The 22,941-nt window shown below is 60.0% G+C and carries 21 protein-coding genes; 8 read left to right on the plus strand and 13 right to left on the minus strand.

Going from position 1 to position 22,941, the window contains the following annotated elements:
• Positions 1-103: 103 nt before the first annotated feature.
• Both ACIQWS_RS22265 and ACIQWS_RS22270 read right to left on the minus strand, forming a co-directional pair.
• Positions 104-1,513: an apolipoprotein N-acyltransferase gene (locus ACIQWS_RS22265; RefSeq protein ID WP_403184405.1), complete on the minus strand. Its 1,410-nt coding sequence runs from the start codon at positions 1,511-1,513 to the stop codon at positions 104-106.
• A complete protein-coding gene (locus ACIQWS_RS22270; protein WP_403184407.1) occupies positions 1,510-2,088 on the minus strand; it encodes a TetR/AcrR family transcriptional regulator in 579 nt (192 codons plus the stop codon). Before ACIQWS_RS22270 ends, ACIQWS_RS22265 begins: the two co-directional genes overlap by 4 nt.
• Before the next feature lie 254 nt (positions 2,089-2,342).
• On the opposite strand from ACIQWS_RS22270, the gene ACIQWS_RS22275 reads away from it, so the two are divergent.
• Positions 2,343-3,170, plus strand: coding sequence for a hypothetical protein (locus ACIQWS_RS22275; RefSeq protein ID WP_403184409.1), 828 nt, complete (start codon positions 2,343-2,345; stop codon positions 3,168-3,170).
• A 40-nt stretch (positions 3,171-3,210) separates the two neighbouring features.
• Here ACIQWS_RS22275 and ACIQWS_RS22280 read toward each other — a convergent pair whose 3' ends face one another.
• The 5 genes from ACIQWS_RS22280 to ACIQWS_RS22300 form a co-directional block, all read right to left on the minus strand.
• Positions 3,211-3,948, minus strand: coding sequence for an amino acid ABC transporter ATP-binding protein (locus ACIQWS_RS22280; RefSeq protein ID WP_223615276.1), 738 nt, complete (start codon positions 3,946-3,948; stop codon positions 3,211-3,213).
• Between the two features lie 19 nt (positions 3,949-3,967).
• Complete coding sequence (locus ACIQWS_RS22285) at positions 3,968-4,660, minus strand: amino acid ABC transporter permease (RefSeq protein ID WP_403184411.1); 693 nt, start codon at positions 4,658-4,660, stop codon at positions 3,968-3,970.
• The gene (locus tag ACIQWS_RS22290; protein WP_403184414.1) at positions 4,660-5,394 is read right to left on the minus strand and encodes an amino acid ABC transporter permease; all 735 of its coding nucleotides are present in this window, start codon (positions 5,392-5,394) and stop codon (positions 4,660-4,662) included. Before ACIQWS_RS22290 ends, ACIQWS_RS22285 begins: the two co-directional genes overlap by 1 nt.
• A gap of 75 nt (positions 5,395-5,469) precedes the next feature.
• A complete protein-coding gene (locus ACIQWS_RS22295; RefSeq protein ID WP_403184415.1) occupies positions 5,470-6,372 on the minus strand; it encodes an amino acid ABC transporter substrate-binding protein in 903 nt (300 codons plus the stop codon).
• Positions 6,373-6,554: 182 nt separating this feature from the next.
• The gene (locus ACIQWS_RS22300; protein WP_403184417.1) at positions 6,555-6,782 is read right to left on the minus strand and encodes a hypothetical protein; all 228 of its coding nucleotides are present in this window, start codon (positions 6,780-6,782) and stop codon (positions 6,555-6,557) included.
• 401 nt (positions 6,783-7,183) lie between these two features.
• On the opposite strand from ACIQWS_RS22300, the gene ACIQWS_RS22305 reads away from it, so the two are divergent.
• Positions 7,184-8,845, plus strand: a complete 1,662-nt coding sequence (locus ACIQWS_RS22305) for an alpha/beta hydrolase (protein WP_403184420.1) — start codon at positions 7,184-7,186, stop codon at positions 8,843-8,845.
• Between the two features lie 3 nt (positions 8,846-8,848).
• On the opposite strand, the gene ACIQWS_RS22310 is transcribed toward ACIQWS_RS22305, so the two are convergent.
• The 6 genes from ACIQWS_RS22310 to ACIQWS_RS22335 form a co-directional block, all read right to left on the minus strand.
• The gene (locus tag ACIQWS_RS22310) at positions 8,849-11,320 is read right to left on the minus strand and encodes a glycosyl hydrolase 2 galactose-binding domain-containing protein (RefSeq protein ID WP_403184422.1); all 2,472 of its coding nucleotides are present in this window, start codon (positions 11,318-11,320) and stop codon (positions 8,849-8,851) included.
• Positions 11,321-11,334: 14 nt separating this feature from the next.
• The gene (locus ACIQWS_RS22315) at positions 11,335-12,345 is read right to left on the minus strand and encodes a DUF1839 family protein (RefSeq protein WP_403184424.1); all 1,011 of its coding nucleotides are present in this window, start codon (positions 12,343-12,345) and stop codon (positions 11,335-11,337) included.
• Positions 12,346-12,353: 8 nt separating this feature from the next.
• The gene (locus ACIQWS_RS22320; protein ID WP_403184426.1) at positions 12,354-13,262 is read right to left on the minus strand and encodes an amino acid--[acyl-carrier-protein] ligase; all 909 of its coding nucleotides are present in this window, start codon (positions 13,260-13,262) and stop codon (positions 12,354-12,356) included.
• Between the two features lie 6 nt (positions 13,263-13,268).
• Positions 13,269-14,441, minus strand: a complete 1,173-nt coding sequence (locus tag ACIQWS_RS22325; RefSeq protein ID WP_403184429.1) for an acyl-CoA dehydrogenase family protein — start codon at positions 14,439-14,441, stop codon at positions 13,269-13,271.
• Positions 14,441-14,692, minus strand: a complete 252-nt coding sequence (locus ACIQWS_RS22330; RefSeq protein WP_223615266.1) for an acyl carrier protein — start codon at positions 14,690-14,692, stop codon at positions 14,441-14,443. Before ACIQWS_RS22330 ends, ACIQWS_RS22325 begins: the two co-directional genes overlap by 1 nt.
• Positions 14,693-14,851: 159 nt before the next feature.
• A complete protein-coding gene (locus ACIQWS_RS22335; RefSeq protein WP_223615265.1) occupies positions 14,852-15,730 on the minus strand; it encodes a GntR family transcriptional regulator in 879 nt (292 codons plus the stop codon).
• 111 nt (positions 15,731-15,841) lie between these two features.
• On the opposite strand from ACIQWS_RS22335, the gene ACIQWS_RS22340 reads away from it, so the two are divergent.
• The 6 genes from ACIQWS_RS22340 to ACIQWS_RS22365 all read left to right on the plus strand — a co-directional run bounded on the left by ACIQWS_RS22340 (position 15,842) and on the right by ACIQWS_RS22365 (position 22,919).
• Positions 15,842-16,987, plus strand: a complete 1,146-nt coding sequence (locus ACIQWS_RS22340; RefSeq protein WP_346306419.1) for a C45 family peptidase — start codon at positions 15,842-15,844, stop codon at positions 16,985-16,987.
• A 67-nt stretch (positions 16,988-17,054) separates the two neighbouring features.
• The gene (locus tag ACIQWS_RS22345; protein WP_403184433.1) at positions 17,055-18,596 is read left to right on the plus strand and encodes an ABC transporter substrate-binding protein; all 1,542 of its coding nucleotides are present in this window, start codon (positions 17,055-17,057) and stop codon (positions 18,594-18,596) included.
• Between the two features lie 32 nt (positions 18,597-18,628).
• Positions 18,629-19,573 carry an ABC transporter permease gene (locus ACIQWS_RS22350; protein ID WP_346306421.1) on the plus strand — a complete coding sequence of 315 codons (945 nt, stop codon included), beginning with the start codon at positions 18,629-18,631 and terminating at the stop codon, positions 19,571-19,573.
• Positions 19,570-20,382 (plus strand): ABC transporter permease, encoded by an 813-nt coding sequence (locus ACIQWS_RS22355; RefSeq protein ID WP_223615261.1) that lies wholly within the window; start codon positions 19,570-19,572, stop codon positions 20,380-20,382. The genes ACIQWS_RS22350 and ACIQWS_RS22355 overlap by 4 nt, the downstream gene beginning before the upstream one ends.
• Before the next feature lie 2 nt (positions 20,383-20,384).
• A complete protein-coding gene (locus tag ACIQWS_RS22360) occupies positions 20,385-22,055 on the plus strand; it encodes a dipeptide ABC transporter ATP-binding protein (protein WP_403184436.1) in 1,671 nt (556 codons plus the stop codon).
• A gap of 21 nt (positions 22,056-22,076) precedes the next feature.
• On the plus strand, positions 22,077-22,919 hold the full coding sequence (locus ACIQWS_RS22365; RefSeq protein ID WP_346306423.1) for an alpha/beta hydrolase: 843 nt from the start codon (positions 22,077-22,079) through the stop codon (positions 22,917-22,919).
• The last annotated feature ends 22 nt before the right edge of the window (positions 22,920-22,941 follow it).

Genomic DNA, 22,941 nt, shown 5'->3' on the forward strand with positions numbered 1-22,941 from the left:
CGCATGACGATTCTTTTTTAACTGTGGCCGCTGCCTGATCATCGCGGACCAGCAAGTTTAAGCGTCCGTTCGATATCCGAACCTTGCGCAGCCGGTGGCGGCATTAGGACTGCGCAGGGGCAGCGGTGACCGCGCGCCGACGTTTCAACATCGAGAGAATGGCGATCGAAAGTGTTGAAGCGAGGCACAGCCATGCGAAGAGATCGCCGATCCGCGTGTAAAGCGTCGGCCCGGGGCCAAGCGGAAGGTCCGTGACCACCATGGTCAGGCCCGTCGGCGCATCCTCCTTCATCGCGATGACACGGCCTTGCGCATCGCTGGCGATCACCAGACCATGGTGCGCGGGACGCATCATGGAAAATCCATTCTCGACGCCGCGCATGATGGCCATTCGTGCATGCTGCCAGCCGTCGATGCCGAAGTCGCCCGCCGGCACACCTGCCAGCCGGGCTCCGTTCACGGCATCGGAGCGAATGGTGCTGGGGAAATCCATGTCTTTGCAGATCTCCATCGCGAATCCGTCGGCCAGGGTCCCGGAGGCGTGACCGGGCACGTAGCGCTCTTCAAGCCCTGGCACGGGATGCCGCTTGTCATAGCGCTGCGTCGGTCCCGTGGGGTCGAATGCAAGCGCGAAGTCGGCTGGCGGGTGGTCAGAATGGAAGCCGGCAATGATCCGTACTCCTGTTTCCCTGGACGCGGACGCAAGCGGCGCGATGATGGCCGACTGCGCCTCAGGGATCGATGCCATGCCGCCTTCCGACGTCACGATGAAACGGGCGCCCTGGCGAGCCGCTTCACGGATTTCCTGTGCGTAGGCTGTCGTCACCGCAAGATCCTCCGGCAAAGCATGCGCGCGCCAGGCGTTCGCTACAATGGATTCATCCACGATGCCTGCCACCCGGACGGTGGACGGCTGAGGCTGGGCCAGACGCACGAACCCGAACGCCAAGTTCGCCGCGCAGATAGCAACGCCCAGAGTGATGGCGGCGATGGCCTCCCGCCTGGCGCGCAGCGCCAAGGCAATGGTGTTGGCGAAGAGGCAAATGAGGAATGTGACGGCATACATTCCCAAGAGCGAAGCACTCTGGATAAGGATGGGCGCTGACATCGTGCTGTAGGCAAACGAGCCGTAGGTGCCGTTCGGCGATGGAAGCTGGCTCAGGAGTTCGAACGCCGTCCACCATGTTGGAAACGCGAAGAGTGTGGCGAACGGATGCGCCCAGAGGTGTACAAAGCGCGCGAACCAGACAGCGGCGCAAAACATGCCAACGTAAAGCAGCAGCACCGGCACGATTATGAAGAGCGGCGGTATGTAAGGCAGTTGCAGTATGTAGCCGCCGCTTGCCAGGATCGCGGCCGCGCTCGCGACCATGACCTGCCACATCGGTTGCTTTCCGTAGGCCAGCCACAGGAGCGGCACCGGTGCGAACCAAGCCAGCATCCATACGTCGTCGAAGCCCTGTGACAGGTAGAACATCGCGCCGCTCAGCAGCGCAGCGAGGACGGCGATCATCTTGTTCTCCGAGCAGATTGGAATGAAGCGAGGCATTGGTGAAGGGCCGTGCGGTAGAGCGCTTTGAACTGCGTCTCGCTCGAAAAGCGGTTAGCGCGATGCATCGAGACGAGACCTTGACCGAGCGCGGCGAGCGCCAAGGCGATTTCGAGCGCGGGCGTGTCCCCGATGCGTCCCTCTGCCTGCGCCTCTTCGATGCGCTTCATGGCCATGGTCAACACGGGCGAGCGACCGGCCGCAAAGTCGTCTGGAAAGCGGCGCGCCTCGGGAGCGGGCAGGAAGAACGCGGCGTCGAACCGGTGGGGTTCCGTGATGGCGAAGTCCAAGTAAGCTTCGCCGAGCTCCTCCAGCCATTCCATCGGATCGGATGTGCCAATGGCGCGCGCGCGCTCTTCCCAGGCTCGAAGTCCGTCCGCCATCAAAGCGTTCAGCAGAGCGTTCTTGTCGGCGAAGTGGCGGTACATCGCCATCGTCGACATCTGCGCGCTCTGCGCCACCTTTCGGATGGTGAGTCCCGCGATTCCGTCCTGTTCGAGTACGGCTTTGGCCGCCGCAAAGATCCGGTCCATGGTCATGTGTGCTTTGTACACGTATCTGTGTGCAATGTACACAGGTCTGAAGCCATATCGGAAATCTCGGGCTTTAGGGAACGTGTTCGGCAGAGTATCGGGCTCGGCATAACGGGATGAAAATCGTCCGCGACGCCAGCCACCGCGTCCCTCAAGCTGCTGATGCACCATGTCCTTGCTGCCCGGTAACGAAATACCAAGGAAGCCCTGTCAGGCTGGGTGACATCGCGATTCGACGCTCAGGAACGTTGTCAAACCCGATGTTGATCTGGCCCGACCGCAACTGGGCCGAAGAGGGCAGGATTCATATGGCCAAGAAAAAGCGCAGCACCCGTTCACCGTCACGTTCGCCGAAGCGATCATCCTCGCGCTCGGCATCGAGCGGGTCCTCGATGGGTATATTCCTGGCTCTTGCCGTGATTGTCGGCGTTGGCGCATTGAGCGTATGGTCGGCAACGCAGCACAAAGGCCCGCTCAAAGCCTTCGCCGGATGGTTCGAGCGTCCAGCGGCACAGACCAGTCGATCAGCCGCCGCAAAGCCAGACGCAGATGTGAAACAGACAGTGAAAGCCGCGCCGCGTCAGGAGAACATTCCGGCTACCGCTTTCAATGCTCCGATCCCGCGCCCCTCCGTTCCCGTCGGCGCACAGCCGAATCCCGTGGTGCCCACGCCGCTGCAGCGGGCAGCATTGCAGCAGCCGCAACCATTGCAGCGGCCGGCCTTGGCCGTTGGTCCTGCGGAGAGGACGGGCATTCACCTGCCACGCGGGATCAACATGCCCAACATGACGCCATCGGTGGTGTATGCGCGCGAAAGGCTGACCTTGCGGCGCAATGCGTGGGATAAATCCGAACCGGCGGGCACCGTGGAAAAAGGACGCGAAATGCGCTCCTATGGCAAAACCGGCAAATGGCATCATATCGTGATTCCCGCCACCGACATGATTGGCTGGGTGCACGAAGATATGCTGATTGCCGGAAAAACCCACCCCGGCACGTCGGGTATGACGACAGGTGCGATATCCGGCACGCCCAGGTCCACACAGGTGCAGGCCATCTATCCGCCACGCCCGGTCGGCACCCAGTGATGGCCTGAACAAAGCGGGGACGGTCGCCCCTGCCGCTACCTCAATACTGCAGAATCTTGTTAAGAAACTCGCGCGTGCGCGGCTGGCGGTCCTCGATCTTGCCGAAGAACTCGTCCTTGGTCGTATCCTCGAGAATGCGTCCGCCGACATCCATGAAAATGACGCGGTTGGAGACTTTCCGGGCAAAACCCATTTCGTGGGTCACGACCATCATGGTCATGCCTTCCGAGGCGAGACCGACCATGACATCCAGCACCTCGCCCACCATCTCCGGATCAAGCGCCGATGTCGGCTCGTCGAAGAGCATGATGATCGGATCCATGGAGAGCGCGCGGGCGATAGCCACACGCTGCTGCTGGCCGCCGGAGAGCTGGCCGGGGAATTTGTGCTGATGATCGATGAGGCCGACACGCTCCAGCATTTGCAGGCCGCGTTTCTTGGCCTCGTCGCGCCGGCGGCCAAGCACCTTTATCTGGGCAATGATGAGGTTGTCGGTGACCGAAAGATGCGGAAACAGTTCGAAGTGCTGGAAGACCATCCCGACGCGGCTTCTCAATTTCGGCAGGTCGGTGGCCTTGTCGTGAACGGCGACGCCGTCGATCCAGATTTCACCCTTCTGGATCGGTTCAAGCGCGTTGATGGTCTTGATCAGGGTGGATTTGCCTGAGCCGGACGGCCCGCAAACGACGACAACTTCTCCCTTGTTGATCTTGACCGAGCAGTCGTTGAGGACCTGAGTCGTGCCATACCATTTGGAAACGCTTTTCATTTCGATCATTGTGATTGCGTCCTTCAGTTCAGCGCACGATGCGGATTTTCTGGTTCAGTTTCTTGACGAGCATGGACAAGAAAAAGGAGATGATAAAATAGACCACGGCAGCGAGGAGATAGGTTTCGATCCGCCGGCCGAACGTATTGCCCATGATTTCGAAACCCTTGAGGATGTCGTAGGCGCCGATGGCATAGACCAGCGAGGTATCCTGGAACAGCACGATGGTCTGGGTCAGGAAGACCGGCAGCATGTTGCGGATCGCCTGGGGCAGGATGATGTAGCGCATGTTCTGCGCATAGGTCATGCCGAGAGCCTGCCCCGCATTCGTCTGGCCGCGCGGCAGGGATTGGATGCCGGCGCGCACGATCTCGCTGAAGAAGGCGGCTTCAAAGACAATGAAGGTAATCAGGGCGCAAATCTCGGCCCGGTATTTCTGGCCGCTTCCACCCGGGAACAGGTCGTAAAAGCCGGATGGCACCAGCAGGAAAAACCAGAGGATCACCATCACCAGCGGCACGCTGCGAAACACATTGACATACCACGTGGCGATATATTCCAGCGGCTTGACGTTGGACAGGCGCATCAGGGCAATGACGGTGCCGAGGGCAATGCCGCCAATGGTGGCAGCGATCGTAAGCGAGACGCTGAAATAGAGGCCGCTGAGCAGATAATTGCTGATATTGGCCCATGTATAGAATGAAAAGTCGAGCGTAGCCATCAGTGCGCTCCCTGCGTCTGGACCGTCAGGCCGGGTATGCGCATCCGCCGTTCCATGAAGGCCATGACCCGGTTGACCACCAGCGCGGTTACCGCATAGAGCACCGTGGCTGCCAGATAGACCTCGACCCCGCGCGACGTCTCTTCCTGTGTCTGCATGGCGAAGCTGATCAGTTCGGGAATCGATACCGCAAAGGCGACCGACGAGTTCTTGACAATATTCATCGCTTCGCTGGTCAGCGGCGGGATGATGATGCGGAAGGTCTGCGGCAGGATCACATAGCGGTAGGTCTGGAACTGGGTGAAGCCGACAGCATAGGCGGCGTTGCGCTGGCCTGTCGGCAAAGCCTGGATACCGGCGCGTATCTGTTCGGCGATACGGGCGGAGGTGAAGAAGCCGAGCGCACAGCAGGCCAAAACGAAGCCCGGCACGCTCCGCATGCCCGGAACGAGTTCGGAAATCACGAAGAACCAGATGAAGAGCTGGACGAGGATGGGAATATTGCGGAAAAGTTCAACCCATCCCGCCGCGAAGGCGGAGATGACCCGGTGTCCCGACAGCGTGCGCAACGTGCCAATGACGATGCCGAACACCAGAGCGATTACGAGCGAGGTGGCGGCCACAGCCACCGTGTAGCCCCAAGCCGACAGCATCCATTGAAAGTAGGTGACGCCGTCACCCCGGTCATCCCAAAGAAACTGCCAGCGATCCCATACGTTCTGCCAATACGCCATCATATCTCGCCCACCCGCACGTGTTGCATCAACAGGGCCGGTACTGCACGTTTCCCGGCCCTGGTAAGCTCAAACCTATTGACCGGGTTGCTTGTAGTCCTCGGTCGGCTTGTCGTTCGGATTGGCCCAGGCTTCCTTTGTTGCTTCCGAGGCCGGCATGTTCAGCGAAACATTGTTCGGCGGAATGGGCTGCATGAACCACTTGTCGTAGAGCTTGGCGATGGTGCCCGCCTTGATCTGTTCCACGATGCTTTCATCGACCGCCTTCTTGAACTCGGGGTCGTCCTTGCGGATCATGATGGCGATCGGTTCAACGGACAGGACTTCCGGCAGAACCTTGAAATCGCTCGGCTTTTGTGCCCGGGCAATATTGGCCGCGAGGATCGAGGCGTCCATCACGAACGCATCGGCGCGGCCGCTCTGCAGGAGCAGGAAGCTGTCGGCGTGATCCTTGCCGTAGACCTCGTTGAAGGTAATGTCTTTGCCGCGCTTGTTTTTGCGCAAGGTCTGAACAGAAGTGGTGCCGGTCGTGGTCGCCACGTTCTTGCCGTTCAGATCTTCCAGCTTGCTGATGTTGGAGTTGGCGCGGACCGCAATTTTCACTTCCTCGACATACACGGTATCGGCAAATGCAACGTCCTTTGCGCGTGCGGTGTTGTTCGTTGTTGAGCCGCATTCGAGATCAACGGTGCCGTTCTGGACCAGGGGCACACGGTTCTGCGATGTAACGGGCTGATACCGGATGTCCAGCTTTTCAAGCCCAAGCTTCTTCTTGATGTCCGCAATGATATTCTGGCAAACATCGTAGTGATAGCCGGTGTAGACGCCGTTGCCGAGCGTATAGGCCAATCCGGATGACTCCCGGACACCCTGCGTGATGGTGCCAGAGGACTTGATCTTGTCCAGAGTTCCGTCAGCCTGTGCCGCTGACCCAAGAGCAGCAAAGAGTATTGTTGCCGTGATCAGAATTTTTTTCATTTAATCCTCCAATTCGAACGCAGCAACTATGGCCGCATTCGGCGAAATTGAAAAGCGCTTAGGCTTCCAATTTGCAAATCCGGGCCGCTTGGCTGTGGAACACCCATTGTTGTGAAAGGCCTCTGCTGCCCGCGGGCGACGACGTAACGGGAACGCCAGCAGCGCTTGTAATGTCCGGATATTCAGTCTCTGGGAGCTGCATAGACGAGCAATTGCCAGACGATTGGCAGGTTATTCGAGTGCCGGTGTTGAGCCGGCAGCGGTACGCCTTCTGTTGCAGCTATCTCCTCACCGCAGTTTTTGCAGCGGTATATTCCGGAATTGTAGGGGATCGATCCGGGTTCGAATTCTTTGTCAAACTGATCGCTCTCGTATCTCAGCAGGTACTTTCCATATTTATAAGAGGCCATGCTTTTCTCCCGCGATGTCAATATACGGGTCAGCGGCGTCCGGTGCGAAGCAGGAAAACGACCTGATTCAACCATTGGCCGCCCCAAGGTAATCCGGCGTGATGTTAATGGAGACTCCGGCCGATTGTCACTACGGCTGTTGGCTCTCCCGTGCAGCGGGTCGAATTCTTATGCGTTTGGTAACCGGGATGGAAAGGGCCGGTGGCCATTGCCCCTGTTCCTCTGCTAGATCAGTTCCTTCAGCATCGGGGGCGAGGCGGACCATGAACAAGGAAATCCATATCCAGTCCGGGGAACTTGCGGACGCAATAAGGATAGGGGGGCGGGCGGCGGCGCAGCCTGTTGTTTTCAATCAGACGATTGGACTTTTTCAAAGGGCTGATTCGGATCATCCGGGCAGTATGGCGGTGCTTTTCGCCAGCCCGTGGGGGCTGGAAGAACTGTGCACCCGCAAATTCTGGCGCATCATTGCGGAGAAACTGGCTGAGAAGGGCATCCCGTCCTTCCGCTTCGATTGGCCGGGAACCGGTGACGCGCTGGATGATGGCGACTTTTCAAGGGGGCTGGGGATCTGGAGTGACGCGCTTGTGGCCGGGGCGGGGCTGTTGAAGGACCTCTCGGGCTGCCAGCGCATCATCGTTCTGAGCCAGGGATTGGGTTGCGTTGTCGCCGCCGATGCGGCGGGCCGGATTGACGGGCTTGAAGCCATTGCGTTCATGGCGCCGGTTGTTTCAGGCCGACACTATACGCGTGAACTATCGATCTGGTCCGGCATGGTTGACGCCGACCTTGGCTTGCCGGAAGCCCAGCGCGACAAAACTGGCGTGTCGATTGCCTCGTTGAAACTGCCCACCGAAGTGGCGGAAGGATTGCGCCGGGCAAACCTGATGACACTTGGCAGCAAGATTGCCGCGGAATGTCTGGTCTTGGCGCGGGTGGACCGACCGTCCGACCGGGAGTTCGCGGCGCATCTCAGCCAGCTCGGCATGGATACGGTGACCGAGGACTACACCAGCTATGACAAATTGGTTTCCAATCCTGTCATCTCGCAGCTGCCGCTCGCCGTTGCCGACCGCATTGTCGATTGGGCCGCCGGTGTTGCAGGACGCTTCCCGCCCATCGAAGCCCGTGCACCTGTCGTTCGGGACGTGAAAGCCGGGACGTTGCAGGGCGATGGTTTTGCGGAAACCCCGCTGCGTTTCGGTCGTGGTGACCGGCTCTATGGCGTGCTGTGCGAGCCGCAAGGTACACGGCGCGGGGCAACGGTGCTGTTTCTGACCTCTGCTTATGACAGGCATGCGGGTTGGGGGCGCACGATTGTCACCATAGCGCGCGCGCTGGCACGGCGCGGCGTCGCTTCGCTCCGGTTTGATACGGCCAATGCGTCCGATAGTCCGCCGGTGCCGGGTATTCCGGATCAAGTGCTCTATCATGATGCGCAGAATGCCGACGTTGGCGAAGCGCTGTCTTTCCTGGGTAGTCTCGGCACCGCGGCGATCATCGCTGCGGGCCGCTGCAGCGGCGCTTATCTCGGATTTCAGAACATCGTTGCCGATCCGCGGCTGTCCGGCGCGGTCCTCGTCAATCCCATTACCTTTTACTGGGAACCGGGACGTTCGGTCGATGAGGCCGTGCGTGAAGGCAGCCGAACCCTGGAAGAATATGGCAGCCGGCTGTTGCGCGCCTCGACATTCAAACGTCTTGTCCGCGGCGAACTGGATTTTGTCGGCATTGCCCGAAACGTTGCCGGAGGAATGGGCCGGCGCATTGCCAAACGGGCGCGGCATCTGCTTCGCGGCCGGACGACAGAAGGCCGGGCCGTCTACAAGGCATTCGGCGCGTTGAAGGAGAGGCAGAGTCCCGTTGAACTGCTCTACAGCTACCGGGATCCCGGACTTGAATATTTCGGCTACTACTTCGATGCGCGGGAAGGCAGGATTGCCGGGTATCCCAATGTGTCGGTCAAGAAGATCGCCGATGCGGATCACAATCTCACACCGCAACACGCCCGCGATATCTATATTGACGCGCTCGAACGGATGGCGGTGCGTTTTCCGGGCTGACGATCACTCAAACCAGACGGTGCGAGGACTTCCGGCAATACGGATCTCGCCGGTTGGGCGGGTTGAAAGCGAAGTACCGTCCCGCGGGATCAATTCGAGCCTCTTGGTCTCGCCAGGTGCCAGATGAAACCAGTTGTCATCGGGGCGGTATCCCTCGATATCCACATGGACTGACTGGGCGAGCACGGGCGTGGTCAGCTCAAGGAACCAGACATTCCCCTCCAGGGTAAGGGCGGTTTCGACCGCCGCCTCATGGAAGGCTTTCGTCCGGCCCTGCGGAAAATGGAAAGCTTCGGCGAGAACCCTGCCGGACTGCGTGTCTTTCAGGCGGGCCACGGTCACATCATGGGAAATCGGGCCAAAGCGATAGGCATAGGTTGTGTCAAAGAAGGCACCGAACAGATCCGTCGCTGCCAGCGTCAATGATTGGCCGGGTTCGAGCGTCAGATCACGGCGGCCTGATACAACCGGCTGTTTCCCGGCGCGCAGTGATGTGACCTCCACGCTGGCTTCCAGCCCGTGCGGCCGTTCATTGACGATGTGAAGCGCAAGACCATTGACGCCCTCATCGGTGAGGGTGAGATTGACGGGGCGCCAGGCACGTTTCAAGCCGTACCATACGGCCTTCGGTTCCCCCGCGCTGTCGATGACGCCCCAGCCTGCACCCGGCAAAAGATCCTGCAGCATCCAGACCAGCCCGCCCCAGCAGCTGCTTCCCGGCCGCCGCCACTCGGCAAAGGTGGCTTCCATCACTTCGGCCGTTACCGCCCGGGACAGGTGCAGGTAGGACGGCATGTCTTCGCGGCGCAGTGTCATCGGGTCGAATCCGTACAGCATGGCGAGATAGGCCTCCCGCACATCCTCGAAGTCCCAGGATACATCGTTGTCGCGGGGCACCCTTGCTTTCCAGCGGGGATGGTGGACCGCAGGCACGTTCAGGTGCGCCGTCAATGTGCGGGCTTCCGGAACGTTGGAAAACGCCAGGCATTCCGTGGCGAAGCGGACACTGGCGCGGCGCGCGTCGTCCAGCGGCCGGCAATAGGCGCTGACACCGTAATAGTGGCTGACGCCGGCATTGGCGATGAAGGGCAGGGCACCGTCGCATGGTGAATTGGCAACGTACGGCACGTCGGGACGCAGGCTGCGTGACAGGGATGGCAGGATTTCCTCGGTCAGAGGCCCTTTCCAAACGGTTTCCGGCAAGCCCAGCATCGAGCCCTGCTGGTAGATTTCGCTACCGCCGCACAGGACCGCCAGGGATGGGGCCGCGCACGTTCGCTTGAGGAATTGCCGGGCTTCCGCATCGACTTGCGCTGCGAATTCGGCATCCTTCACCGGATAATCGAAATTGGCGAACATGAAATCCTGCCAGACCAGGATGCCGAGCTCGTCGCACAGATAGAAGAAATCATTGCTTTCATAGGCCGTTATGCCGCTGACGCGGATCATGTTCATTCCGGCATCCGCGGCAAGGCGCAGCCAGGGTGCGTAGTCCTCACGTTCGCCCGGCAGGCGGACAATGTCGGCGGAGCTCCAGACGGCTCCTCGGCAGAAAATGCGCTTGCCGTTGACGATCAAGGCAAAGCCCTGGCCGTCCCCACCCCGGTCGATTTCCAGGCTCCTGAAGCCGGTGCGCCCCAGCCGATATGTTTCATGCCCGGCACGGAGCACGACGTCATGCAGGACGGGCGAACCGTGCGTATGGGGCCACCACTGGGTCACACCGGGTACATCAAGACGCGCATGCCAGCGTCCGTCATCGTTCAGAACGGCTTCGATGCTGCAGCCAGCACATTCCACCACGGGGTGTTCGAACGGGCCAGACCAGGCAAAGCTCACGCGGAGAACGCCGTCGCCACCGCCGGTCAATGCGCTGTGGATGTCAATATCCGCGATCGGCTCGGAGCACGGCCGCAACAGCCTTACCGGGCGCCATGGACCTGCCGGATGAATTTCGGGACACCAGCCGGGCATGTAGCCGAGAGGCGTGGTCCGCAGCAGACGCAGGCCCTGTTCGTTCATCAGTTGCGTGCGCCAGCGTGCGCGCGGCCCCTTCCGGTTGAGAAGAGGCGCCAATGCGCGAAAACATATGGCAAGCTCGTCCCTGCCGGTCAATTCGACTGCAACGTCCGACGACAGGAACATATTGCCGGACTGCAGAATGCGGCTGCCGTTCCAGTAGACTTCAGCGATTGTCGCCAGCCCTTCGAAACGGAGGATGGCCGTTCCCGCCGGTTCGTTGCCGAATGCCCTGATATACCAGGCGTCCTGTTGATTGAGTGGAAAGGGAGCGCCACGTTCAAACCGGCCGGCCTGTTCCAGGGCTTCCGCCACTGTGCCGGGTACCGGGACATTGGGCAAAGCGCCTTCGCGGCGCAACTGATCCGGTCCGGATGCCTCGCCCGATGCCGTCAGGATGAGGTGCCACGCATCGCCGAGAAGTTGACCACCCTCGCTACTGATCGGCACCGGCACGCTCTCCATCCGCGTCAGGCGTCCACGCGGCTTTCGGCAGCGGCGTGCACTTTGGGATGGCCGAGTTCCGAAGTCAGAATATCCATCATGCTGTCCCATGCATCGGCGGCTGGAAGGAGCGCATCGCCCAGCGGGGCAAATTTCTTGCGCGTGACGGCACGGGCAAGCTGGAACTGTGCCGCCTTGGCGACCTCGGCAATGCGGATCGCATCCTTTGCTGCCGCCGCAAGGCCTCCATCCGGGTGCAGCCATGTGAGATGGCTGGCGGCGAGTTCGAAGTTCGCTCCGAGCTGGCGCATCGTGTTGAAGGCGTATTTATGGAAGAACGCAAAGGGCCGTTCCGCCACGGCCTCGGCTTGCCGCGGAAACACATCCATGAACGCACGAATGGGATTTGCCGCGGGCCGGCGGGCGAAATGGCCGGGCAGCAGATGTGCGGATTTCGCGCGTATGGATGTGGCATCGGCTGGCTGGTCGGGGAATTTTGCAAATTCCGTATAGGGCAGGAACGGCATGTCTTCATCAGTCAGATGACGTTGGAACAGGCCGTCAAAATCGTCGCCGTCCAGGCGGAAGAAGCCGCCATTGTGGAAATAGTCGAGGCTGCGTTTTTGTGTATCCATGCGGTTGATGGCGACCGTCGTCTTGCCGTGCTCGCTGCGGTAGCCCACTCCATGGGTGTCCGGCATGAAATAGCTGTCCATTTCCACGAGGGTGAGGCGGCCCCGCGTCATCTGCGCGGCCACGTGGCTTTCCACCGTGTCAAAGATGGCAAGCTCGCCGACGCGAATGCCATAAAGCGTCTCCAGATCCTCCAGCGGCACCTTGAAAAACGTGAACTGGTCACCTTCAAAGTCCTGGCTCAGGGTGAAGCCCAGCATTGCTTCCGGCGGCAGGTTCTGCGCGGCAAGAACCTCGATCCACAGATCAACGTAGCAGTTGGTCTCCGGCCAAATCCGGTCCTGCGCATGCAGGGCATGCGGCCGGTAGGTCTGCGGATCGATATGGGGGAAAACAGCTTGCATGCCGCCGGTCAGCCCCACAATTCCTGGCGAACCTGTTCCGGCCAGGCTTCGATATCGAGGCCATGGTGGTGGAACAGGGCGAGCGCAATCCGCTCCAGGCCAAATCCGACACAGGCAGTATGGGCAGTCGTGCCATCAGCGAATTGAATGCCCCATTTCGTGCCGAAATGATCCTGATGATAGTTGAAGCTCATGCAGGCGGTCGGGTTTTCGGTTGAAGTGATCGGGATAAGCAGTTCGAATTTCAGGTTCTGATCGCGCTGATTGTTGACCAGCATGCGCCCGGCGCGGCCAAAGAACGGATCGTTGGCAACGTCGATGTGAACGGGAAGACCCACCCGCTGCATGATGTCCGTGCCGCGCTCGATCCAGAGCTGGCGGAATTCCGTCACGTCGTCGGCCTTGCCCATGCGGACATATTCACGCATGCGGAACATCTGCTGGCGCGCCGGGTCTTTCGACGGTTCGTGCCGGAAGCAATAGGATTGCAGGTCGAACAGCCCGCCATCGGCCGGCAGGTCGCCGCGCTGTGCCACGACGGGATAGAGCGGATAGCAGGCGGCCGGCGTCAGCACGATGTCGGTCGCTTCCTGTTCCTTCGTCCAGTCCTTACCGGCATCCATGCACTGGATGAGATTGACATGATCAAGCTCGCATCCGCAGAAACTGTGGATGGTTCCGGCCAATTGCGGAAAACTCTTCATGTAGCCGCTTTTTTCGAAGATGGCGCGGTTCATCCCGGGCGGGAAGCGGATGGCTTCCGCACCATCGCTGCCGCCGGTGCGGTCAATCAGCCGCTCGAACGCGGCAATAACGTCCTCGAAACGGCCGCTGCGTCCATAAAGACCGTCAACGCCGGTATCGAGAAGGAGACCAGCCGAAAACAGGCGGTCGAGAAAAGATATTTGAGCGTCCATGCCGTGTTACCCCAAGAGACTGGTGTTCTGTTTATGGATGAGCAGCATCGTGGCCGTGTTGCCAAGAATGCGCTCATTGGAGACCATGAGCTGTGCCGAATTGGCATCGCGCAAATGCCGGCCGAGGCTGTAGGGTGTTCCGTTCTTGTAACCCATGATGCCGCAGACGAGCATGGCATGATTGATGATCTGCAGAATGGATTGCGACGCGCCGACCTTGAGGTTGTTCATCGTAATAGCAAAGCCCATCGAGGCGAGCTTGTCGCTGTCGTCTTTGGCATGCCGGTAGGTATTGAGGCAGGCGACGATTTCGGACTTCAGCATCTGCAGCATGTTCGACGCTTCGGCGACACGCAATGCTCCCGGCTGCTGAACGCCGGGCATGCGCTTGGCCGCCGCCCTGACGAAGGACTGGGCCCGGGTTACGGCATCGACCGCAATGCCGTACCAGAGCGCGCTCCAGAGGAGATGTGCCATGGCCAGCATGGACTGCGCCGCGATTTCCGCGAAAGGGTGGGGCAGGATCTGTTCCGTGCTGCCGGTTCCCCGGAAAACGAAGCCTTCCGAGCAGGTGCCGCGCATGCCGAGGGTATCCCAGCCGTTTGTCTTCTCCAGTGTGTACTGATCCCTGACAAAGACAGTCATGACCTGGTCGGAAGATGCGGCCTCCGCGCTCGAGCGGGACGTGATCAGGATCGCATCGGCTTCGGTGCCGTAGGAAATGACTGTCGCATTCTTTTCGAGGCGGCAGGTATCGCCGTCAATTTCGATGGCGCATATGCTGTTGCGCAAATCCCCGCCAATGCCGCCTTCGGTGGTTGCAGAGGCCAGCAGCAGCTGTTCGGCTGCAACCCGGCGCATGAAGGCCCGGTGCCATTCGGCGGATTTGCCATGTTCGACCAAGCTCGACAGCTTGATGTGGTGCATCGCGAAAATCATCGCGCTGGCAGCACAGGACTGTCCGATAATGGAACATATTTCCGCAATCTGCTCGACCTGCGCCGCTTCGCCGCCAAGATCGGTGGGAACTTGGATACCAAGCAGATGCTCGGCCTTCATCGCATTGATGGCTTCGCGCGGAAAGCGTGCTTCGGTATCAACATTGTCGGCGAACTGGGCGGCGATGGCGGCAACGCGCGACGCGCGCAGCTGCAGACTGTTACCGGCGCCGGCGTTCATCAGGCGTCCTCATTGTTCTTGAGGATCGCTTCCACTGTCCGTTCGATGGCCTTGATGCTGGCAAAGGATTTGCGGTTGAGGAACTGGTCCGAAAACTCAATATCGAATGTGTCCTCGATGCCCAGCATCAGCTGGACAGAGGCGAACGAGGACAACCCCGCATTGTATAAGTCTTCTTCATCGCTGATCTGATCGACCGCGACCGGCAAACCGCCTACCTTAGCCAAAAGTTCCCGAATGGCTTCATTCATTGGATGCACCCCCGCACATATTTATCGCTGTCTGCAATACGCGAATATGTCGGCAGTTTCTATCGTCTGAAGTCTTTATTTCTAGTTATGGTTGTTTTTTTGGGAATCACGGCAGAAACGGGTTGATTATGACTCGAGACTAGTAAGTCCAGCATCCGGTCATTCCACCTCATAGCGGCTTGCGCCTTCGATGTGACGGCGCAAAAGGGCCTCGGCAAAGATCACGTCGTTCTCGGACAGGGCGTCGAGAATGGCAATGTGTTCGATGCAGACCTGACGGATGCGTTCGTGCGGGAGTCTTTCGAAATAGGCGTACTCGGTAATGCGCCGCAGGCTGTTTTGCTGGCGAACGGCCTGAACGAGAAAGCGATTGCCCGACCAGACCGCCAGGGCTTCGTGGAACGACGCATTGACGTTGAACCACTGATCGCGCTGAACCGATGCGGGCGGGATGCGCATGATATCCGCCTGCGCGGCGCGGATGGAAGCAAGATGGTCCTTGTCCACCTTGAAGCCCGGATGCCGCAGGGCGCCGCATTCCAGAATCATGCGGAACTGATAGCTTTCCTCCTCCACTTGGTCGGTATCGAGGCTTTCGGCAAAAGCCCAGCCGTGGCCCCTCTGACGCTGGACCAGGCCTTCGGCGGCAAACCGCAGCAGGACTTTGCGAATGGTTCCGCGTGTTGAGCTGTAACGCTCCGCCAGCAGCGTCTCTGATACCTCCATCGGTATTGCGCCCGTCGCCCGGTCAGCCATCAGCCGTTTGTGGATGTCTTCCAGCTCCGATGGGGGCGCGATACCATCGATATCACCGTTGCCATCAGGCAGGAGAGCCAGGACATAGCCCCGGCCGGGCGCATGGGCCAGAACGCCGCGGCTCGCCAGCAGAGCAAGGGCCGAGCGGATCGGCGATCGTGAGACCCCCAGCCTTCTGGCCAACGCAAAATCTGACACGCGCTCCCCGACAGGCCAGCGCTCCGACGAGGCCAAGGAAACGATCTGGCGGGCGATTTCTATTTGCAGGTCACTGACGGTCAATCCTGGCTCCATATCCTATGCGGCTTATTTTTGCATAAAAGCCAATTGACACGCAATCATTACGTATTAAAGTGTACGTAAATTAAACAAAATACACTATAAGGCGCAGCGATGAGTTCCTATCCGACATCCTTTCCCTTCGTAACCGTCTCCGGGACGCCGTTTGAGCGTGGGCGCCAATACGGTGCTGCGGTGCCCGAGCGCGTGAAAAAAAGCGTTGCGCTGTATGGCGACCAGCTTGCCAAGCTGGGCTACAGCGCATCCGAAAAGACGCGGCTTATCGAGGAGTTTGCGGGGGAAATCGCGAATTTCGGTGCGCACTACATCGAGGAGATGCGTGGCATCGCCGAGGGCGCTGGCGTTGCTTTCGACGATATCGTCATGATCAATGCGCGCACCGAAGTCATCGCCAAGGCGCGTCTGGAAAAGAACGCTCCGCTGGACGAGGAAGATGAGATCGATGATGGATGCACCGGAGCGGTCATTCTTCCCGAGAGAAGCCTGGACGGCACTCTTATTCACGGCCAGAACTGGGACTGGAAGACCGAGTGCGCCGAGACGGCCATTGTCTTGCGGGTTTTGCAGGAGGACGGCCCGGATTTCCTGACATTCGTCGAAGCGGGCGGTCTTGCGCGGAACGGCATGAACAGCGCCGGCGTCTGCATCACTGCAAACTATCTTGAATCCGACCGCGACTACCGGCAACAGGGCGTCCCGCTGGCACTGATCCGGCGCAAGGCATTGGAGCAGGCGCATTTCGCCCTTGCGATGCGGGCGGTGGCGGGAACGCCGAAGGCCTGCTCCAACAACATGATCCTCTCGACCGGCGCGGGTTTTGCCATCGACCTTGAGTGCGCACCGGATGAGGTATTCCATATATTGCCGGCCAATGGGTTGGTTGTTCACGCCAACCATTGGGTGAGCCCCGTGGCGCTTTCGAAACTCCGGGACACGGGCCTGCCGCATGTGCCGGAAAGCCCGTACCGTGACTGGCGCGTGCGCAAGATACTGGAGGAAGCCGGGGAAAAACTCGGCATTGCCGATATGAAGCGCGCGTTCTTCGATGACTTTCTGACGCCCTATGCCGTTTGCAGGCCGCCGAGATTGAACACCGAAGGGAACCTTTCGGCCACGGTTGCCATGGTCATCATGCATCCCGCCAGCGGCACCATGGAGGTTGCCTGCCTGCCGGCCATCAACCGCAACTTCACCCGTTACAGCCTTCGGTCGGACCCGGTTCAAGTCGTGGCCGCTTAAGCGGCGGAAATCTTTCCTTCTTCAACCAACGGGCACCTAAGCCTGAATGAATAATGGGGTTCAGAATATGAAGAATGCTATTTTGATGTCATTGGCATTGGGGCTGATCGCGGCACCTGCCGCCGCCCAGTCGATTACCGCGGCAATTCCGGCTGACATTCGCAGCTCCAATCCCGGCGTCAACCGCGACGACTATACGGATGCGGTGGTGCTGCACACGGTCGAGGGTCTCGTCGGCTATAAAGAAGACGGCTCCGTCGGGCCGCTGCTTGCACAGAGCTTCGAGCTTTCGCCGGATGGGCTGACCTACACGTTCAAGCTCAGGTCCGGCGTTACCTTTCACAACGGAGAGCCATTGACCGCTGCCGACGTGCTGTGGAGCTGGACCCGTTACATGGACCCCAAGACCGAGTGGCGCTGCCTGCCGGAATTTGACGGCCGCAATGGCCTCAAGGTGGACGCCGTCACGACACCTGATCCGCAAACCGTGGTCATGAAGATCAATCACCCGAGCGCGATTTTTCTCGATACGCTGGCGCGCACGGATTGCGGGATGACCGCCGTCCTGCAGAAGGCATCGGTCAAGGCCGATGGCAGCTGGGACAAGCCTATCGGCACCGGGCCATATAAGTTCGGCAACTGGAAGCACGGGGAATACATCACCCTCGACGCCTTTGAAAACTATGTTTCGCCGGGCGGAGAGAAGGCCGATGGCTATGTCGGCTCCAAGCGCCCGCTGATCAAGGAAATCAAATTCCTAGTCGTACCGGATCCGGCCACGGTGAAAGCCGGTCTATTGTCCGGCGCGCTGGATGTCGCATCGGTTCTGAGCACCGACATTCCAGAGTTTTCAGCCAATGCGAATTTCACCGTAACGACGGGAGCGGAAGCCTCCAAGCATACGTTCCTGATGCAGACCAAAGATCCGCTGCTTTCCAAGGTGGAGATGCGGCAAGCCATCGCCGCGGCGCTCGATCTTCCCACCCTCGTCGCGCAGGCGACCAACGGAACCGGCCGTCCCAACAATTCCGCGATCTTCCCCGGCTCGCGCTACTACAGCGATATCCAGAAAGAAGCCTTTGCCCCTGATCCGGCAAAGGTGGCGGACCTGCTCGCCAAGGCCGGCTACAAGGGCGAGGAAATCAATATTATCGCCAACAAGCGTCCCACCGCACCGAGTTTCGATGCGGCGGTGGTGGCACAGGCCATGCTTCAGGCCGTCGGCATCAACGCCCGCATTGAGGTCCTCGACTGGTCAACCCAGCTCGACCGCTACAATTCCGGCAAATACCAGATGATGTCCTTCTCCTATTCCGCGCGTCTCGATCCGGCTCTGAGTTTCGAGCAGTTCTCCGGGCCCAAGGACAAACAGCCGCGGAAAGTCTGGGACAATCCGGAGGCGCTGGGGCTGATCGCCAAAGCCATGGAAGTATCCGATCAGGCGCAGCGGCAGGCCATCTTCGATGAGCTTCACAAAAAGCTGCTGCATGATGTTCCCTTGATCATTTACTGTAATGGCACGGGTGAAACCGTCAACAGCAAGCGCTTGAAGGGCACGCCTGTCTGGCAGGCAAAACTCCGGCTTTGGGAACTCGGTCTCGAACAGTAGACGCTGTGTTCCCGTAAGCCCGAGAGGTCAGCATGCTGAAGTTCGCCATTACCCGCGTTGGCACTGCGATCCCGACATTGTTCATCGTGGCGGTGTCCGTGTTCTTTCTCATCCGCCTCATTCCTGGTGATCCGGCATCGCTGATGCTGGGTGACCTGGCGGATCCGGCAAGTCTTGCGGACCTGCGCGCCAGACTGGGGCTCGACCAAAGCATTCCGGCCCAGTTCGCAATCTGGCTCGGCAATATAATGCATGGCGACTTTGGCCGGTCGATCACCAACCAGCAGGAGGTTCTGCCGCTGATATTGGCGCGTTTGCGCATCAGTGCAGAAATCGTCCTGATCGCAGTTTTCCTGGCGAGTATCGTTGCCGTACCGGCGGGGATGATCGCCGCCTGGCGGCAAAACAGCATGACGGACGTGGCGCTGGTTGGTGGTGCGACCATCCTGCTCTCCATCCCGGCATTCTGGATGGGGCTGCTCCTGCTGCTGTTTTTCGGGCTGAAGCTGGGCTGGCTACCGGTGCTGGGTTATGTCTCCATGTCCCAGAACCTTCCGCAGGGATTGCTCTATATCGTCCTGCCGGTGGTAACGCTCTTCCTGCATGAGATTGGCGTGATCCTGCGCATGGCGCGCGCCTCGACGCTGGAAGTCATGCAGCTGGATTACATCACCCACGCCCGGGCCAAGGGCCTGTCGGAATCCGCGGTCCTCTGGCGGCACGCGTTCAAGAATGCCTTTGGCCCGACCTGGACCCTGATCGGCATCGTCCTCGGCAATCTGCTCGGCGGTATCGCCGTGGTTGAAACGGTGTTCACCATACCCGGTCTCGGACGTTTGCTTGTCGATGCCATTTTCGCCAGGGACTATCCGGTGATCCAGGGCTGCCTTCTGCTCATTGCAACGGTGTACGTGCTGGTAAACCTCATTGTCGATCTGCTCTATCCCCTATTCGATCCGAGGGTGACTGCCGAATGAGAAATCTCGCTCCCAATGCGCTCCTTGGAAGCGCACTGATCGGAACATTGCTGGCCGGGGCATTCATGGGAGCGGTATGGACGCCCTATGATCCGCTCGGCCTCAACTTCAAGCTCAAACTTGCCGGGCCAAGCGCCGCCCACTGGCTGGGGACGGATGAGTTCGGCCGCGATGTGCTCAGCCGGTTGCTGGCCGGTGCGGCGACCAGTTTCTGGATAAGCCTGCTTACCGTGGCGCTCGCCGTCACCGCCGGCACCCTGATCGGGATATTGACGGGCTATTTCCGCGGCTGGGTCGATCGCATCGTCATGACCTTCAATGACGCGCTGCTCGCCTTCCCGGGCATCCTCTTGGCGCTCGGGCTGCTCGCGATTGTAGGAGCGAACAAGTATGGCATCATTCTGGCGCTTGGCCTCGCCTATACCCCTACTGTCGTGCGGATTGTCCGCGGCAACGTCCTGTCACTGCGCGAGCGGGAGTTCATCGAAGCCTCGCGTGTCATGGGCAACTCGAACGCCTATACGATGGGCCGCCACATCCTGCCCAACTGTGTCGCACCGCTTACGGTCCTCGCCACGTCGATGTTCGGCTGGGTGCTGCTTGCCGAAAGCGCGCTCAGCTTCCTCGGCCTCGGCGTGCCGCCGCCCGCGCCGACATGGGGCAACATGCTTGCGAGCGGGCGTCCCTTCATATCCCAGGCGGTGTGGCTGGCCATATTTCCCGGTCTCTGCATCTCGCTGACCCTGCTCGGGATCAATCTTCTCGGCGATGCGCTGCGTGACAAACTCGATCCAAGGATGAGGGGCTGACGATGCAGGAGAACACACCACTGCTCGATGTGCGCGGCCTTTCCCTTGAGGTGGCACGAACGGGAATTCAGATACTCAAGACCATCAGTTTCAATGTCAAAGCGGGTGAAATCGTCGGAATTGTCGGCGAGTCCGGTTCGGGAAAGTCGATGGCTGCCCGTGCCGTCATTGCCCTCAATCCGCCAGCGGTGCAACGTACCGCCGGAACGATATGTTTCGAAGGACGGGAAATCGGCAGCATGCAAAAGCGCGCGCTGCAGGCGTTGCGTGGCGCCCGGATTGGCATGGTTTTCCAGGAGCCGATGACATCGCTCAATCCATCGATGACGATCGGCCGTCAGCTGGAAGAGGGGCTGCGGCTGCACCGGCGGCTGACGGGACGGGAGCGCCACCGGCTGATTGTCGACATGCTGGCCCGGGTTGGCTTGAATGACCCGCAGACGGCACTTGCAGCCATGCCGCATCATTTTTCCGGCGGCATGCGCCAGCGCATCATGCTGGCTGCCGTGATGCTGCTCAAACCGGCCTTGCTGATTGCCGACGAGCCAACCACGGCATTGGATGCTGTGGTCCAGCGCGATGTGCTCGAACTGATGGTTGACCTCACACGCGAGAACAACACGGCGGTTCTCATGATCAGCCACGATCTGGCGATGGTGGCAAAATATTCGGACCGCGTTGTGGTCATGTCGCAGGGCGAAATCGTCGAGCAGGGGGATACCCGGGATCTGCTGCGTGCGCCGAAGCATCCCTATACGCGCAAACTGCTTTCCGCCCTGCCGCACCGCATGCCCGCAAGGGCCGTTAAGGTCTCGCCGGTGGCGCGGATCACGGTCGATCGCCTCATCGTCGACTTTGCGGCGCGCCGCAGCCTGTTGCGCAAGGGGCAGCCCAAGCGTGCCCTGAGCGGCGTCAGCCTGAGCGTTATGCCCGGAGAGGTTGTGGCGGTGGTCGGCGGATCGGGGTCGGGCAAGACCACCTTGGGGCGCACCATCGCCGGATTGATCGAACCGACGGATGGCAAAATCCTTTTCAACGGCAAGTCGGTCCAGACATCGGCGGCCGACTACGCGGAGTATCGGCTCAATTGTCAGATGGTGTTTCAAGACCCTTACTCGTCGCTTGATCCGCGCATGACGATTGGCAGCCTGATCGGGGAGGCACTTCGCCATTCGACGGAACTGACGAGCAAAGAAAAGAGCGCGCGTGTCGCGGAAGTTCTTGACGAAGTGGGCCTGTCTTCGGCGTTTGCTGCGCGTTTCCCGCACCAGCTGTCCGGCGGCCAGCGGCAACGCGTGGCCATTGCCCGCGCCGTTGTCAGGCGGCCGCAATTCGTCATCGCCGACGAGCCGGTTTCGGCACTGGATGTGACCGTCCGCGCGCAGGTGCTCAAGCTGTTTGCCGAGCTGCAGCGAAAGCACGGCTTCTCGTGCCTGTTCATCAGCCATGATCTGGCCGTGGTCGAGCAGATCGCCGACCGGGTCATCGTCATGAACAACGGTGTCATCGTCGAAGAGGGCAGCCGTGATGCGATCTTCGACAATCCCCAGCAGGACTATACCCGCAAACTGCTCCAGGCCATTCCCGCTCTGTTCAGCACCGACAATGGCGGCGTCGAACTGGGATGGCGTTTTGACGAGGTTGGCAGGAAATCAGCCGGTGGCCGGTCTTGAATCATTGTAGCGAGGAATAGCATGTCACCATCATCCGAAAGCCGGGCGCAAGCGATCTATGATCTTGGCCGCACGGCCATTTTTGCCTGCAAATCCGATCCCCGGTTTCATTATTGCCTCTACGTGCCTCCCATCGTCGGCGAGGGCGGGACGGTGGATCTTCTGGTGGCCGTTCACGGCACGGGACGCACATCGTTTCTTGATTTTCGCGATGGCTTTGCCGAATTCGGCCGGTGGAACGACTGCGCCATTCTTTGCCCGGTTTTTCCCGTCGGCGTCCTGGGCGATGATGCGCGCAGCGGCTACAAGTTCATGATCGAGGGCGATATCCGCTACGATCTGCTTCTTCTGGACATGGTTGCGGAGGTCGCCGCAAAATACCGGCAGAATTGGGACACATTCGCCATGTTCGGGTTCTCCGGAGGCGGTCACTTCACCCATCGCTTTGCCATACTGCATCCGCAAAAACTTTGGGCCGCCTCAATCGGCGCCCCCGGTTCGGTGACCCTGCTTGATCCGGACAAGGACTGGTGGGTGGGTATCCGCAATCTGCAGGAACGGTTTGGCATCACCTTCGACCGGGAGGCGCTGGCCCGTATCCCCATGCATATGGTCGTCGGCGATGCCGATCTGGAAACATGGGAAATCACCATTCCGGAGGGCAGTACAAACTGGATGCCGGGGGCAAACGATGCGGGGCGCACGCGGCCCGAACGGCTGTCATCTCTTCGGCGCTCCTTTGAAGGTGCCGGTGTATCCGTGAAATTCGATCTTGTTCCCGGTATTTCGCACGATCGCATGCAGGTGCTCGGCCACGTTCAGAATTTCCTCGCGGACATTTTGGCGGACCGCCGTGCGGGATAGGTCGGGGGTATCCCGGCCGCGG

Origin of the sequence: Phyllobacterium sp. NPDC097923 (assembly GCF_044760925.1) — a bacterium.
Lineage (GTDB): Bacteria > Pseudomonadota > Alphaproteobacteria > Rhizobiales > Rhizobiaceae > Phyllobacterium > Phyllobacterium calauticae.

Bases quoted from the DNA above. Each gene is read 5' to 3' on its own strand.
- ACIQWS_RS22265 (WP_403184405.1), bottom strand. From the start codon at position 1,513: ATGATCGCCGTCCTCGCTGCGCTGCTGAGCGGCGCGATGTTCTACCTG.
- ACIQWS_RS22270 (WP_403184407.1), bottom strand. From the start codon at position 2,088: ATGACCATGGACCGGATCTTTGCGGCGGCCAAAGCCGTACTCGAACAG.
- ACIQWS_RS22275 (WP_403184409.1), top strand. From the start codon at position 2,343: ATGTTGATCTGGCCCGACCGCAACTGGGCCGAAGAGGGCAGGATTCAT.
- ACIQWS_RS22280 (WP_223615276.1), bottom strand. From the start codon at position 3,948: ATGATCGAAATGAAAAGCGTTTCCAAATGGTATGGCACGACTCAGGTC.
- ACIQWS_RS22285 (WP_403184411.1), bottom strand. From the start codon at position 4,660: ATGGCTACGCTCGACTTTTCATTCTATACATGGGCCAATATCAGCAAT.
- ACIQWS_RS22290 (WP_403184414.1), bottom strand. From the start codon at position 5,394: ATGGCGTATTGGCAGAACGTATGGGATCGCTGGCAGTTTCTTTGGGAT.
- ACIQWS_RS22295 (WP_403184415.1), bottom strand. From the start codon at position 6,372: ATGAAAAAAATTCTGATCACGGCAACAATACTCTTTGCTGCTCTTGGG.
- ACIQWS_RS22300 (WP_403184417.1), bottom strand. From the start codon at position 6,782: ATGGCCTCTTATAAATATGGAAAGTACCTGCTGAGATACGAGAGCGAT.
- ACIQWS_RS22305 (WP_403184420.1), top strand. From the start codon at position 7,184: ATGGCGGTGCTTTTCGCCAGCCCGTGGGGGCTGGAAGAACTGTGCACC.
- ACIQWS_RS22315 (WP_403184424.1), bottom strand. From the start codon at position 12,345: ATGCAAGCTGTTTTCCCCCATATCGATCCGCAGACCTACCGGCCGCAT.
- ACIQWS_RS22320 (WP_403184426.1), bottom strand. From the start codon at position 13,262: ATGGACGCTCAAATATCTTTTCTCGACCGCCTGTTTTCGGCTGGTCTC.
- ACIQWS_RS22325 (WP_403184429.1), bottom strand. From the start codon at position 14,441: ATGAACGCCGGCGCCGGTAACAGTCTGCAGCTGCGCGCGTCGCGCGTT.
- ACIQWS_RS22330 (WP_223615266.1), bottom strand. From the start codon at position 14,692: ATGAATGAAGCCATTCGGGAACTTTTGGCTAAGGTAGGCGGTTTGCCG.
- ACIQWS_RS22340 (WP_346306419.1), top strand. From the start codon at position 15,842: ATGAGTTCCTATCCGACATCCTTTCCCTTCGTAACCGTCTCCGGGACG.
- ACIQWS_RS22345 (WP_403184433.1), top strand. From the start codon at position 17,055: ATGAAGAATGCTATTTTGATGTCATTGGCATTGGGGCTGATCGCGGCA.
- ACIQWS_RS22350 (WP_346306421.1), top strand. From the start codon at position 18,629: ATGCTGAAGTTCGCCATTACCCGCGTTGGCACTGCGATCCCGACATTG.
- ACIQWS_RS22355 (WP_223615261.1), top strand. From the start codon at position 19,570: ATGAGAAATCTCGCTCCCAATGCGCTCCTTGGAAGCGCACTGATCGGA.
- ACIQWS_RS22360 (WP_403184436.1), top strand. From the start codon at position 20,385: ATGCAGGAGAACACACCACTGCTCGATGTGCGCGGCCTTTCCCTTGAG.
- ACIQWS_RS22365 (WP_346306423.1), top strand. From the start codon at position 22,077: ATGTCACCATCATCCGAAAGCCGGGCGCAAGCGATCTATGATCTTGGC.